Raw genomic sequence first — 13620 nt, 5'->3', positions numbered from 1 at the left:
CCTTTCCGGGAGTCCGGAAAGGGAACGGGCCATGGTTCCGGGGTTGCCGGGCAGGCAGCATGAAGCCTTTTCCCGGGCCGCGGATTTCCGTATCAGGCCAGATGCATGCCGCCGGTGACGCCGAAGACTTCCGCAGTGATGAAGCTGGATTCCTGGGAGGCGAGGAAGACGTACAGGCCGGAGAGCTCCACGGGCTGTCCGGCCCGCTTGAGGGGCGTTTTCTGCCCGAATTCCGGCAGGTCCTTCTGCAACTGGCCTCCGGTCACTTGCAGAGCCGTCCAGATGGGGCCGGGAGCTACCACGTTCACCCGGATGCCCTTGGAGGCTACCTGCTTGGCCAGGGCGCGGCTGAAGGCGATGATGGCCGCTTTCGTGGAGGCATAGTCCACCAGGTTCTTGCCGGGCTGGTAGGCCTGGATGGAAGAACACGTGATGATGCTCGCTCCCGGCTTGAGGTGCGGAAGGGCTTCCTTGGCAATCCAGAACAGGGAGAAAACATTCACTTCAAATGTCTTGGTCAATTGCTCCGTGGTAATGTCCTGAATGTCCTCCACCGCTACCTGCTTGCCGGCCACCAGGGCCAGAATGTCCAGGCCGCCAAGTTTTTCCAGAGCGTCCCTGACGAGTTTTTGACAGAAGGCTTCATCGCTGAGGTCGCCCGGCAGCAGAACGGCGTTCCGCCCTTCCTTCCTGATGAGCTCCGCCACTTCCTCGGCATCGCTCTGTTCTTCGGGAAGGTAGTTCAGGGCTACGTCGGCTCCTTCGCGTGCATACGCAATGGCGGCCGCACGGCCTATGCCTGAATCTCCCCCCGTGACCAGGGCCTTCCGTCCACGGAGCTTGCCGCAGCCATGATAGCTTTGTTCTCCGGCGTCCGGCACGGGTTCCATTTCGGACTGGAGCCCGGGAGCTTTCTGCTGCTGTTTTTCATACCCTTCCTGGCGGAATTCGTCGCGCGGGTCCTGCATTTCGTGAATGTCTTTAGTGCTCATTTTTTCATCAGTCATGTTTTGGCGTGAAACTGCCGGGAGAAGGAAGGCGCCGCCCGCCATGCGTAAGATAGCTGGCCGCGTCCCTTTCTCCGGTGTTCCGCATTTCCTATCCGTGATGACCGGGATTTGGATGGCCTGTTCAAGGGAAGACATGCTTTTATTTCAGCATGTCATTGATATTCACTTATATAGGATTATTCTGAATGTTATTTCCATTGATCCTGATAGAGCCGTTCATTCACTGGTCTTCCTTGAATCCTGTTGAATTTCTCCAATCCGTTTTCGGGAAAAGCCGCTATATTGTGCTGATTAACCCGCTTGATGATCAAATGATTTGATCCTTTCATCCTATTTGCGCCGAGGGAGGGCGGGAACCTGCCTCCGTTTTTCAGCGCGTCCGCGCCGGATTTCAGGACAGTCCGTAAATGAAGTATCCGACCACTCCCGTCAGGGTCATCAGCAGGATGGGGTTCATTTTCCATTTCCGCAGGACGAACAGGGCCGCGCCGAACAGGAGAATGCTCGGGAAGTCCACTTCCGCGATGGCGTGCCAGTCAAAGGTGCTGCAGAAGGTCAGCAGCAGGATGGTGCCGCCCGCGGACATGATCAGGCCCACGGAAGCCGCTTTCAGCCCTTCCAGCACCCCGGAAACATAAGCGGATTTTTTATGCCTTTGGAAGAAAAGGTGCAGCAGCAGCGCCGCCGCCACGCCGGGAATGATGCAGCCCAGGGTGGCCGCCACGGCGCCGGGAATGCCGGCGATTTGCAGCCCGACGAAGGTAGAGGTGTTGATGGCCAGAGGGCCTGGCGTCATCTGGGAAATCGTGATGATATCGGTAAAAACCTTCTGGGTAATCCAGCCCTGGTGAATGACCACCTGGTCCCGGATCATCGGGATGACGGCGTAGCCGCCTCCGATGCTGAACGCTCCGATCTGGAGAAAGACGCTGAAAAGCTGCCATAATGCCTGAGTCATCCGGCCCTCCTTCCCAGCGTTTTCCGGACGTGCCACAGGCTCAGGAGGCAGCACACGGCCAGAATGGCGGCGATGTTGGCGTGAAAGACGAAGCTGGCGAGGAACGCGCCCGGAACCAGCGCGTTCAGCAGGGCGGATTTTCTGCGCAGGATCATCTGCCACATGTCCACGACTATGTCCACAATGAGGGCCGCCACGCCTGCCTGCATTCCCCGGAGGACCGCTTCCACGGCGGTATTGGAACTGAAGGCGTCATACCAGACGGTGATGATGGACAGAATGACCAGCGGCGGGATGATGGCGCCCAGGCAGCTGCAAATGACTCCGGCCATGCCTGCGGTGCGGTGCCCCGCCAGCGCGGAGAGGTTGACGGCAATGGCTCCGGGCGTGGATTGCGCGATGGCGGCCATGGAGAGAAGCTCCTCTTTGGAAAACAGCCGTTTTTTCCAGACAAAGTATTTATTGATCATCGGCACGACAATGTAGCCGCCCCCGAACGTGAATGCCCCGATAAAGAGGTTGATCCAGAAGAGCCAAAGGCATTTTTTCACTTTTTCTCCGGTCATGGCGTTTAAAGAGGAAGGAATGGCGTTCCGGGTATTCCGCCTTTGCGGGAAATTCGGCAGCCGTTGTCCGGGAAAAGGCGGCTGAACGCCGCGCCGTTCCCGTTTTCCCGGAATAAGGGGTGGAGGGATTCTATCACAGGCGGCGGTGGAAGGCCATGCCATTACATGGATAAAGGGGAGAAAAGAGGTGAAGGTCTGCCGCTTTTATAAGCGGGGGGGAACAATTGCGGAGCCTCCCGCGGCGCGCAGCAGGCGGCGGAACAAAAAAAGTCCGGCAGGTTTTACCCTGCCGGATGGCAAAGAATCAAGGGAGCCGGGGGAGAAAACCATCCTTCCCGGCTTGTTTCCAGGCGGAAGAAAAAAGGAATGCAAGAAGCCGGGGTCAGCTTTCTTCCTGTTCCAGCTCCGCTTTCCGGGCCAGGATTTTTTTCATGACGGCGTGGCGGTCTCCTTCCGGGATTTCCACGGGATTGCCGCGGTAGTCACTGGTCATGGCGGCCAGGGCGCCCCCTACATGATGCATGTTGAAAATCGGCAGTTTCCAGGTGGAGGGCTTTTCCGGGTCGGGAACATAGGCGAAGTCGGAAGCGGGATGTTCCTCCCCGTCCACTTTTTTCATTTTGGGTTCATGGTCGCGGTCCATAAGGAATGGACAACCGTCCTTGCGGGCCATTGTAAAAAAGGCCGGGATAAGACGCACAAATTCAACCGTCCGGTGTAAAAGCGGCTTGTCCCGGCGCATTTTTATTTTTTATGGAGCCTTTTGTTCCAGCGGTTTCAGGGGAGCCAGCTTCAGGTTCACCATCCCTCCCGTAAAATAATAGACGGGAGTTTTTCTTCCCGGCACGTCCAAGGGAGCCCTTGCCATTTTGGATTCTCCAAAAAGGGTGTCGTCCACCTTCAATCCGAAGCGCTTGAAGGTTTCCCTGTAGGGGGCGAGCAGTTTTTCCTCCCGTACCAGCCTCACGCAGACGCTCATGTAATGGCCGTCCTTTTTGGAGACACGGCTTTTCCCCTCCCTCGCCAGCTGCTTGAATTTTTCCTGGACGTCCTTTGCCCGCCCTAGGGAAGGCGTGGAAAAGCAAGTGATTTTTTCCAGCGGCATTCCCCTGGCCTGCTGTTCTTCCAGGAATTGCTCCAGGGCCGCCAGGTAATCCTGCAGCATGTAGTCTTTGGGATAAGGGAAGGAACTGTCCCGTAACACGCAGGTAGCTTCTCCGCCGGGATGGGTATATTCCCTCAGCGTGAATTTGAATTGAGGCGCCTTTTTTTCTTTTCCCTCATTTTGAATGGAAGGGGAGGTTCCGGAGTCTGTTGTATCAGCCATGGAAACCGGCACGGCCAGCAGGGAAAGGGAGACGAGGGCAATGGGCGGGGAAGGAGGAATCCGCATGGTTCCTTTTAAACTGATAACACATCTATCGTCAATACTTTATTGTCCTGCGAAAACGTATTCCCCTTTCTTGGAGGAATCCTCCGGGGCTGTCCGCCTTCCGTTTCCGCGTTTTGCTCTTTACAAGAGGGCCGGGATAGATGAGCATGAGTCCGTTAATTTATAATTGTTCTTATTTATGGAAAATACATACCACCATACCCAGCTTCCGGAGGGACGCATTCCCGCCCTGCGCGTGGAACCGATGCCTGCGGACACCAATCAGAGCGGGGAAGTGTTCGGCGGCTGGGTGATGAGCCAGGTGGACCTGGCGGGAGCCAATACGGCCATGCGTTATGCGTTGAGCCGCTACATCGTGACGCGTGCAGTCAGCAGCCTGACGTTTGAAGCTCCCGTGCTGGTGGGTGATGTGGTTTCCTTTTATACGGAGATTATCAAGGTGGGGCGCACCTCCGTCACCGTAAAGGTGGAGGTGTACGCGGAACGCCTGACGAAGCTCTGCAATAATATTGCCAAGATTACGGAGGCGGAGCTGGTTTACGTGGCCCTGGGGGCGGACAAGAAGCCGATTACCCTGGAAGAGTCCCGCGCCCAGTTCGCGCAGTGCTGCTCCCTTGAAACAGGGGACAGCGTTTCCTGTTCCTGAACAGAGGCGGGAGCCGCGTTCCCGCGCGTCAGGCCGCTTTTTTCCGCCTGCGGGTGATGCCCTTGTTTTTATCCACCAGGGCAAAGATGAAGGAGCTGGCCGCGGCAATGGCGCCGATGGTGACGAAGGTGGCGTGGAAGGCGGCTTCCACAGCCTTTCCGGAGGTGGCTGAATGGCCGCCGAAGCTGTCCAGCAGCAGGGAGGCCGCGGCAATGCTGACGGCGATGGAGAGCTGCATGATGGTGGAGAGCAGGGAGTTGCCGCTGCTGGCGTCCGCGTTGGGGAGGTCAATCAGCGTCAGGGTGTTCATGCAGGTGAATTGAATGGAGTTGGCCGCGCCCAGCAGGGCGAGCATGCCCAGCAGGGTGAGTTCGTGGGTGCCGGGGCTGATGAAGTAGAAGGCGGCCAGCAGTGTCCCGATGGTAAAGGTATTGACGACCATGATGTTCCGGTAGCCGAATTTGCCGAGCAGGCGCGGCGCGACCGTTTTTGCCAGCAGGTTGCTCAGCGCCAGGGGAATCAGGGACATGCCGGACTGGAGGGCGGAGTAACCCAGCACCACCTGGAAGAAGAGCGGAATCAGGTACGGCAGGCAGCTTCCCCCCAGGCGGCAGACGATGTTGCCGGCGATGCCGATGGCGAAGTTCCTGATGCGGAACAGGGAGGGGCTGAAGATGGGCGCCTTTGAACGGAACGCCAGCACCCAGTACAGGAGCTGGAACACGCCTCCGGCGGACAGGAGCAGGGCCATGCGCGTCTTGTCGGCTGCGCCTCCTGCGGTGGAGAGGCCCATGGTGACCAGCACGGCGGAGGAGGAGAAGAGGAAGAAGCCCGCCCAGTCGAATTTCTGTTCCCGGACCGCTTTCAGGTCCGGCATCAGCTTCCAGGTGGCCCACAGGCCTGCGATGCCCACCGGAATGTTGATCAGGAAGATCCAGTGCCAGGAGGCGTACTGGACGATGATGCCGCCCAGCACCGGCCCCAGGAGAGGCCCCAGCAGCGCCGGAATCGTCACGATGTTCAGAACGTTGACGAACATGGAGCGCGGATAGGAGCGCAGGACGACCAGACGCCCTACGGGCATCAGGAAGGCCCCCCCGATTCCCTGGATGACGCGGCACGCCGTCATCATGGCGACGGAGGTGGAGAGGGCGCACAGCAGGGACCCCGCGGAGAAAACGGAGATGGCGAAGAGAAAAGTGCGGCGCGAGCCCAGCTTGTCGGATATCCATCCGGAGGCCGGTATCAGGACGCAGACGGTAAGCATGTAGGCCGTCACCAGGGAGTGAAGCTGCAGCGGGTGGCTGTTGAAGCTGCGGGCGATGGTGGGGATGGCCGTGTTCAGGATGGTGGCATCCAGCATCTGCATGAAGAATGCCGATGCCACAAGAAAGGGCAGGTAGCGCAGCGCTTTGGAGGATGTCGGCAGTTTTTCCATGGAAGACCGCCGCCAGTATCCGGCTGGGCCGCGCCGGGGGCAAGGCAGATGTTTGTCCCGGCGCTCCCGTTGTTTTCCGGGCGCCCCGGAACCGCCGTTATGCCCTGGGCTCCGTTTTACGGCCTGGGCTGTTCCGGTGCGCGCCGCGCCAGCACGCGTTTGGAAAGCCATGCGCGCACAGGTTCGTCATAAAGCTTCAGGCACCCGTAGGCCACGGCAATGCAGATGAACAGGACGCCCACCGCCACCGGGAGAGCGCGGGAAAAGGGCACTTCCGCATCGTGCACCCAGGCCAGGTACAGGTAAACGATGGGGTAGTGGGTGATGTAAAGGGGGTAGGAGATGTTTCCCAGGAACCGGCTGGCCCGGGAGGAGATATCGCCTGGGATGTCGCTGGCTCCCAGAAAGACCACCGCAGGGAAGATGACGATGATGCAGAAGGCGTCATACAGGCCGTTCAGATGGAAGTTTTCCGCCCCGCCCACGTGCGGCATGGCCAGCGCTCCCACCAGAAGCAGGCTGCACCACCAGAAGCCGTGCCTGACCCGGCCGGGCTTGCACAGGCGGAACAGGAGCAGGCCGCCGAAGAAGGGGAACATGAGCCGCGTCAATCCCACGCGGCACTGTTCCACGTCCAGCGTCCAGCCGCCGATGTTGTTGCCCTGCGTGTAGCACTGGTGGATGAGGGCGCAGGCCGCCAGGAAGACCAGGACCGCCAGCCACCGGCTGGTGAATTTCCTGATGAGCACGGCGTAAAGGATGTTGGCGATGTATTCGAAGAAGAGGGACCAGGCCGGACCGTTCAGCGGGTGCATTTCCGTCCATCCGCGAATATCCAGGGAAACGGGGACGGGCAGCAGCGTGAACCCCACGGTCATGACCAGCAGCATTTTCCATACGGGGGTCTGTGCGATGTTCGGGAAGATTTCAGACCCCTGGAAGTAAAAGAGGGCTCCACCCAGCAGCATCCCCATGACCACCATGGGTTGAAGGCGCACCAGCCGCCGCTTGCAGAAATTCCACAGGCTCATCTTTCCCCAGCGGTCGTCATAGGCATACCCGATGACGAAGCCGGACAGCATGAAGAAGAAGTCCACGGACAGATAGCCGTGGTTGATGATCTGGTCCGTGTGGAATTGGAAGTCCCTGGCACTTCCTTCAAACATGTGGAACAGGACCACCATGACGGCGGCTACGCCGCGCAGGCCGTCCAGGGCGGCATAATGAGGTTTGGGAGCCAGAACGGAGGGAGAGAGAGGGGCCGGAGTGCTCATGGTATAAGTACGGCGAAAAGTGATTGTGCTTACAGAAAAAGGGGCGATGCGTATTTTACGTGCGCGGCCGCGGAACCCCGGAACGGGTTTTTCCGCAGGGAAAGTCCCGGTACAGGCTGGTACTGAGACGGCTTGCCCGGCGGACAGGCAAGCCGTTTCCTATCTTCCACAGACGGCGTGAGACGTAAAGAAAAATGATGAAGGCTGTTCCTTCTCCCTTTTTCCTTTAAAGAGCCGGATTCCGGAGGAAAAGAGGCCCGGCGCCTACGGCGCGGGGGCAAGTACAATGGACTTTGTTTCCGCGCCGCTGGTGATTCCCTTGACGGTCAGGGTGCATTTTCCCGGCGGCAGGGTAAGGACGCCGGGGGAGTGCTTTACGAACCGGGACCATCCGCCGGTTCCCGGAAAAGTGAATTCCGTCAGCTTGTCATTGATGGAATAACCCAGCTTGAACAGGGTGGAGGCGGGATCGGCAATGGCATAATCCGTCGTTACCGTATAGGTTCCTCCGTTTTTGGTGAAGATTTCCCAGCTGACGGAGCTGAAGTGGGACAGGATGTTGAATTTTCCCGCATCTTTTGCCAGGGCATGCGTGATGAGGCAGTTTTCAGGCAAGAGCGTGATTTTGCCGCTGGCCGCCGGCTGGACTACCGGGAAGATGGAGACGGGAATGAGCCGGATATAGCGGATGTAAATGCCGTCCCTCCCTTTTTTCTTGAGCGTAAAGGTTTGTTTTCCCTTAACCAGGTTCATGCGGCCCAGATGGTAGATTCCCCCATCGGCCTCACCGCCGCCGGAAGTGGGCACATTCCACAGGAAGGGGGCGCTGTTGCCGCATTTCAGTTCATAGCGGGCGGAAGCGGTAGCCGTCCAGGGGAACGTGTACCAGGCTTCAAGGATGTATTCCCCGTCTTGGGCGACGTTGATTTCCCAGCTTGCGCCGGAGTCTTTTTCCGCCATGCCGGCGATGAATTTGACGGACCGTATTTTTGCCAGCTTGCTTTTGGAAAGTTCCGCATTTTCAGCCTTCATCAGGACGGTCTTCCCCTGAATGGCGCCGGAGGCTGCCGTTTTAATCAGTCCGTCCGCCGGGAATTTGGCCTGGACGGCTGCGCAGAGCAGGAGGGAGGCATTCAGCATTAAGAGCAGTTTCATGTTGGATATGGATGGTTGGAGTTGAAAGACAGATGTTAATCTATTCCATCTTGTCCTTCAAGACGCTGTTGCCGTCAATAAAAAAGTGGGCAGGATTTTTCGTGCCTTCCCTCCGGATATGGTTCCGGAATGGCGAGAGGGCCGGCGATTCTCCGGCCTCCGGAGGGACTTAACAAGGGAGTTTTTACAGCTGGGAAGCTTGACGCTGGGCCGGATAATTTTCCGGAAATTTCCAGTAGTATGTTGAGAAGGAAGAAAGAGGAAAAGCTGCTTGTTCTCCATGCGTCAAGAGCATTTAATCAACGATGGCCGGAATACCCCCTGGCTGCCCTGATGATTGATGATGCAACGTTATTTGCTGATTTTCCTCCTGTCCGGAATGGGCGCGGGAGCGCTGAAAGCTGAAAAGGTCCTGGACGGCTTTGACGAGGAACCTTTTGAACAGCCCGTAATCCTGCCTGAAAAAACGCGCCTGTCGCCTGTGGCGGCCTATATGGAGAGCCTTCCGCCGGCGGAACGGGAAAAGCCGTCCGTGCCGTGCTTGCTGCAAGTGGTGGAGGTGGCCGCAAACAGATGGCCGGGCCTGAATGGAAAGGCGGGAACGGACTGGATTGCCGACGAATTGTTTTTCCAGTTGAACGGCTGTTCCATTACCCTGGGGAGGCAGTTGTTCCAGGATGCCCGGCAACCCGTTCTCCCAGTTGGTTCAAGGCTGTTGTTTTCCGGCTCCCTTCCCGCCGCGCTGCTCCGGGACGCCCTGCTTCCGGGGAATACTTATGAGAATCCGGAAAAGGCGTATGAAATTTGCCGTGCCGCTTTCAAGAACCTGAAGAGAGTGGAAGGCACGCTTCCCGCCGTACCGGATACCGGAGCTTTCCGTGGAATGCGTGTACCGGGTTCCGGCCATTTACAACGTGCGGTGGTCGCTGGAGAGCTGGGATTATGAAGGGAATGTGATGCGCGTGGTCAGGCGGCAGGTAGTGGAGAAACAGGGGGGGTGAAACTGTTTCCTATGACGTGCCTGTCCTTTAGCGCGGAAAAGCGGCGGCGTCTTTTCCGCTCACTCCGCCGGGGCGCATTCCCTGGCGCATGAACTTCATGCGCCGTCCGGCATACGGATGCCGGTGCGGCGGCCCTGCGGGGAAAACACGGATGGGAGGCCGCGCGCATTCCCCTCACGGAAGCAGGTGCCGGGTGCGTTCAGTGTGACTGGAGCGATACGCGGTTGGCCAGCGGCTTGCCTTCCAGGAAGTCCCGGATGTTGTGCAGGGTGACTTCCGCAATGTTGTGCAGGGCTTCCTTCGTGAAAAAGCCCTGGTGGGAGGTCAGGATGACGTTGTTGAAGGAGAGCAGGCGCGCCAGGGTGTCGTCGTCAATGATTCGGTCGGACTTGTCTTCGTAAAAATATTCCCCTTCCTCTTCATACACGTCCAGGCCGGCGGACCCCACTTTTTTTGATTTCAGGCCGTCAATCAGCATTTCCGTGTTAATCAGCTTGCCGCGTCCCGTGTTGATGATCATCACGCCGTCCTTCATTTTGCCGATGGAGTCCGCATTAATCAGGTATTCCGTTTCCGGGGTGAGGGGGCAGTGCAGGGAAATGATGTCGGACCGGGCGTACAGGTCGTCCAGCGTGGTGTACGTAATGCCGGCTTCTTCCGCAAAGCGCTGGTCGGGGTACGGATCGTAGGCCAGGATGTTCATGCCGAACCCCTTGAGGATGCGGATGAGGATTCTGGCGATTTTCCCCGTTCCGATGATGCCGGCCGTTTTCCCGTTCATGTCAAAGCCCATCAGCCCGTGCAGGGAAAAGTTGCCGTCCCTGGTGCGCCAGTACGCGCGGTGTATCTTGCGGTTCAGGGAGAGCATCAGGGCTACGGCGTGTTCCGCCACCGCATAGGGGGAGTATTGGGGGACCCTGACGACGGGCAGGTCCGCTTCTTCCGCCGCTTTCAGGTCCACGTTGTTGAATCCGGCGCAGCGCAGGGCCAGCAGTTTGACGCCGTTTTCCTTCAGGCTCCGGATCACTTCCCGGTTTGCCGTGTCGTTGACGAAGATGCACGCCACGTCCGTGCCGCGGGTCAGCGGCACGCTGTCCGGGGTGAGGTGCCCCTTGAAGTAGCGGATGTCGTAATGGAATTCGCGCTCGTTGATCGGGTTGAAGGAGTCCCGGTCGTAGGGCTTGGCGTCAAAAAACGCAATGCGGCAGGAATGGTCGGTCATGCGGAAGGGAGGGGGGTTAGGCGATCGGCGGTTTTTTTTTCGCGCTTCCCTGGCTGGCGACGGCTTCCATGCGTTTGCGGATTTCTTCCGGATCTCCCAGAAAGTAGTCTTTCTCCAGGTTCAGGGAATCGTCAAATTCAAACACATAGGGAATGGCGGTGGGAAGGTTCAGGGAAAGAAGCTGGTCGTTGGGGATGTTTTTCAGGTACTTGATCATGCCGCGCAGCGTGTTGCCGTGGGCCACGATCAGGATATTGTCCAGCGTCCGGAGGGAGGGGAGGATGGTTCCCTCCCAGTAGGGAATCATGCGGTCAATGGCCTCCTTCAGGGATTCCGTCCGCGGAAGTTCGTTATCCGGCACCCCCTTGTAGCGGGGGTCCCACTTGGGGTTGGCGGGATCGTCCTCCGCCAGGGGAGGGGGCGCCACGTCATAGCTGCGCCGCCAGATCAGCACCTGCTCGTCTCCGTATTTTTGGGCCGTTTCACTTTTGTTCAACCCCTGGAGCATGCCGTAGTGCTTTTCATTCAGCCGCCAGCTTTTGGCGACGGGCAGCCAGTCCTGGTCCAGACGGTCCAGCACGCAGTTAAGCGTCTTCACGGCGCGCTTGAGGTAGGAGGTGTAAGCCTGGTCAAAAGCCATGCCCTTGTCTTTCAGCAGGTCGCCCGCATGATTCGCTTCCTCTATCCCCAGTTCCGTCAGGTCCACATCCGTCCATCCGGTGAACCTGTTTTCACGGTTCCACGTGCTTTCTCCATGGCGCAGAAGAACAATTGTTTTCATATCGCTGAATTTAGACAGGCGCCCTCCGGCTTTCGCGCAAAGGAATGGAGGCGTATGACGTGATAATATTCCCCGCCGCAGGAGAAATTCCTGCCGTCCGGCCCCGGCAGTCCGCCGGAGGAGGGGAAGGACGCCTCACAGGTGCGGCGGCGGCGGGTAAAATTGTGATTGGCAACCGTCTTCAAATGGATTAACAGTTCAGCATGATGAAGCAATATGGTTTCAGTTGGGCTGCCGCCCTGATGGCCGCCGGAGTGGGAGCATTGGCATGGGCCGGTCCCGGGGCTGTCCGGAATGTGCAGAAGCCCGCTCCTTCCGGTGGAGCTCCCGCCGTGTTCAAGTTCGGCGGGGAAGGGAACCAGGAGTTCATGCTGAATGGAAAACCGTTCCAGATACGCGGAGCGGAGATGCATCCCCAGCGCATCCCCAGGGAGTACTGGAGGCACCGCATCAGGACTGCCCGGGCCATGGGCTTGAACACCATTGCGTTTTACGTGTTCTGGAACGACCATGAACAGCCGGACGGCAGCTTTGACTTCAAGACGGGCAACCGCGATCTGGGAGAGTTTCTCAAGATATGCCAGGAGGAAGGCATGTGGGTTCTGTTCCGCCCCGGTCCCTATGTGTGCGGGGAATGGGACCTGGGAGGGTTGCCCCATTATCTGCTGAAGGATCCCAAGGCCAAATTGAGGACTACGGAAGACGCCAAATTCATGAAGGCGCAGACGCGGTATCTGGAAGCCGTGGCCCGTGTGGCGGAGCCCTTTTTGGTCAAAAACGGAGGCCCTATCCTGATGACCCAGCTTGAGAACGAATACGGGAGCTACCAGAGGAAGGACCGCAAGTACATGGAGTGGCTGAAAGCGTTCTGGACCAGGAAGGGCTTCGGCCCCTTTTACACGTCCGACGGCGCGGGGGAACATTTCCTGAAAGGGGTGGTGCTTCCCGGCGTGGCCGTGGGACTGGACCCGGGGCTGAACGACGGCCACTGGGAGGTGGCTAATAAGTGCAATCCGGGCGTTCCCGTTTTTTCCTCGGAAACGTATCCGGGCTGGCTGCGGCACTGGGGGGAGGGGAACTGGGCCCCCACCCCAGGCATTGTCAACCACGTCCGCTGGTTTATGGACAAGGGGCGCTCCTTCAGCCTGTTCGTTTTCCACGGTGGCACCAACTTCGGGTTTACGGCGGGCGCCAACAACGGGGGGCCGGGAAAATACCAGCCGGACCTGACGAGTTACGATTACGGCTCTCCCGTGGACGAACAGGGCCGGATGAATGAATATTACGCCCAGATGAGGGAAATCATCCTGGAAAAACTGCCTCCGGAAGCCGCCGTGCCGGAACCTCCCGCGGACATCCCGGCCATGGAGATTCCGGAGTTCACGCCCGTGGTCCATGCCGGCCTTTGGGAGAACCTGCCCAAGCCCTTCCAGTCCAAGTTCCCGCAGCCGCCCTATTTCGAACAGTGGAACCAGAACCAGGGCATCGCCGTTTACAGCGCCACCGTTCCGGCCGGACCGCCTGAAACGCTGGAATTCACCAACGTCAATGACTATGCCCAGGTGTACCTGAACGGAGAGCCGGTCGGCACGCTGGACCGACGCCTGGGACAGAAGAGCGTGGAGCTGCCGGAGCGCAAGAAGCCGGGAACGCTGGAAATCCTGGTGGAGGCCATGGGACATATCAATTTCCACATCAGCATGGAGAGCGACCGCAAGGGACTGCACGGCCCTGTGAAGCTGGGAACGCGCGAGTTGAAGAACTGGACGGTGAGGGCCCTTCCCCTGAAGGCTGACTCCATTGTCCAGGCACCCAAGGGAAAGGGCCCTTCCCGGAAACGGGAAGGAGCGCATTTCCGGGCCGTCGTGAACATTGAAGAGCCGCAGGACACGTTCCTGGACATGTCCCGCTATGCCAAGGGATACGTGTGGGTGAACGGCGTGAATGTGGGGCGGTATTGGAATGTGGGGCCTCAATTAAGGCTGTACGTTCCGGCCCCCTTCCTGAAAAAAGGGGAGAATGTGATTGATGTCCTGGACCTTCACGAGAAGGAGCCCAAGCCCATCCGCGGCATGAAGGAGCGCAACAAGGAGCCTGGAAAGATAGATACCAAAAACTTGGACAACCAGTGGTAAAACCGCCGGGTCTTCTGCCCGCGTCACTGGAAAAAGCTTTT

Annotated in this window: 13 protein-coding genes; 3 read left to right on the top strand and 10 right to left on the bottom strand. The window is 58.6% G+C overall.

Annotation, left to right across the window (positions count from 1 at the left end):
• Positions 1 to 92: 92 nt before the first annotated feature.
• The 5 genes from J5W70_RS04340 to J5W70_RS04320 all read right to left on the bottom strand — a co-directional run bounded on the left by J5W70_RS04340 (position 93) and on the right by J5W70_RS04320 (position 3927).
• Positions 93 to 1007 carry an SDR family oxidoreductase gene (locus J5W70_RS04340; RefSeq protein ID WP_275541405.1) on the bottom strand — a complete coding sequence of 305 codons (915 nt, stop codon included), beginning with the start codon at positions 1005 to 1007 and terminating at the stop codon, positions 93 to 95.
• A 394-nt stretch (positions 1008 to 1401) separates the two neighbouring features.
• Positions 1402 to 1968 (bottom strand): chromate transporter, encoded by a 567-nt coding sequence (locus J5W70_RS04335; protein WP_022396431.1) that lies wholly within the window; start codon positions 1966 to 1968, stop codon positions 1402 to 1404.
• Positions 1965 to 2534, bottom strand: a complete 570-nt coding sequence (locus tag J5W70_RS04330) for a chromate transporter (protein WP_022396430.1) — start codon at positions 2532 to 2534, stop codon at positions 1965 to 1967. Before J5W70_RS04330 ends, J5W70_RS04335 begins: the two co-directional genes overlap by 4 nt.
• A 382-nt stretch (positions 2535 to 2916) precedes the next feature.
• Positions 2917 to 3153 carry a hypothetical protein gene (locus J5W70_RS04325; RefSeq protein WP_146017825.1) on the bottom strand — a complete coding sequence of 79 codons (237 nt, stop codon included), beginning with the start codon at positions 3151 to 3153 and terminating at the stop codon, positions 2917 to 2919.
• Between the two features lie 132 nt (positions 3154 to 3285).
• A complete protein-coding gene (locus J5W70_RS04320) occupies positions 3286 to 3927 on the bottom strand; it encodes a hypothetical protein (protein ID WP_022396428.1) in 642 nt (213 codons plus the stop codon).
• A 178-nt stretch (positions 3928 to 4105) separates the two neighbouring features.
• On the opposite strand from J5W70_RS04320, the gene J5W70_RS04315 reads away from it, so the two are divergent.
• A complete protein-coding gene (locus J5W70_RS04315) occupies positions 4106 to 4573 on the top strand; it encodes an acyl-CoA thioesterase (protein ID WP_022396427.1) in 468 nt (155 codons plus the stop codon).
• Positions 4574 to 4601: 28 nt separating this feature from the next.
• Here J5W70_RS04315 and J5W70_RS04310 read toward each other — a convergent pair whose 3' ends face one another.
• The 3 genes from J5W70_RS04310 to J5W70_RS04300 all read right to left on the bottom strand — a co-directional run bounded on the left by J5W70_RS04310 (position 4602) and on the right by J5W70_RS04300 (position 8440).
• Entirely contained in the window at positions 4602 to 6011 is a 1410-nt protein-coding gene (locus J5W70_RS04310; RefSeq protein ID WP_022396426.1) for a DHA2 family efflux MFS transporter permease subunit, read from the bottom strand.
• Between the two features lie 116 nt (positions 6012 to 6127).
• Positions 6128 to 7285 (bottom strand): acyltransferase family protein, encoded by a 1158-nt coding sequence (locus tag J5W70_RS04305; protein WP_022396425.1) that lies wholly within the window; start codon positions 7283 to 7285, stop codon positions 6128 to 6130.
• A 264-nt stretch (positions 7286 to 7549) separates the two neighbouring features.
• The gene (locus J5W70_RS04300; RefSeq protein ID WP_022396424.1) at positions 7550 to 8440 is read right to left on the bottom strand and encodes a carbohydrate-binding protein; all 891 of its coding nucleotides are present in this window, start codon (positions 8438 to 8440) and stop codon (positions 7550 to 7552) included.
• 340 nt (positions 8441 to 8780) lie between these two features.
• On the opposite strand from J5W70_RS04300, the gene J5W70_RS04295 reads away from it, so the two are divergent.
• Complete coding sequence (locus tag J5W70_RS04295; RefSeq protein ID WP_022396423.1) at positions 8781 to 9386, top strand: hypothetical protein; 606 nt, start codon at positions 8781 to 8783, stop codon at positions 9384 to 9386.
• Between the two features lie 254 nt (positions 9387 to 9640).
• Here the strand turns inward: J5W70_RS04295 and J5W70_RS04290 are convergent, their stop codons facing one another.
• Positions 9641 to 10663 (bottom strand): 2-hydroxyacid dehydrogenase, encoded by a 1023-nt coding sequence (locus tag J5W70_RS04290; protein ID WP_022396422.1) that lies wholly within the window; start codon positions 10661 to 10663, stop codon positions 9641 to 9643.
• Positions 10664 to 10679: 16 nt separating this feature from the next.
• Positions 10680 to 11444 (bottom strand): 2,3-diphosphoglycerate-dependent phosphoglycerate mutase, encoded by a 765-nt coding sequence (gene gpmA, locus J5W70_RS04285; RefSeq protein WP_022396421.1) that lies wholly within the window; start codon positions 11442 to 11444, stop codon positions 10680 to 10682.
• A 203-nt stretch (positions 11445 to 11647) separates the two neighbouring features.
• On the opposite strand from gpmA, the gene J5W70_RS04280 reads away from it, so the two are divergent.
• A complete protein-coding gene (locus J5W70_RS04280) occupies positions 11648 to 13579 on the top strand; it encodes a beta-galactosidase (protein WP_022396420.1) in 1932 nt (643 codons plus the stop codon).
• Positions 13580 to 13620: the final 41 nt, after the last annotated feature.

Origin of the sequence: Akkermansia massiliensis (assembly GCF_018847375.1) — a bacterium.
Lineage (GTDB): Bacteria > Verrucomicrobiota > Verrucomicrobiia > Verrucomicrobiales > Akkermansiaceae > Akkermansia > Akkermansia massiliensis.
The sequence above is the reverse complement of the archived record's forward strand: the minus strand, read 5'-3'. Positions and strand labels throughout refer to the sequence as shown.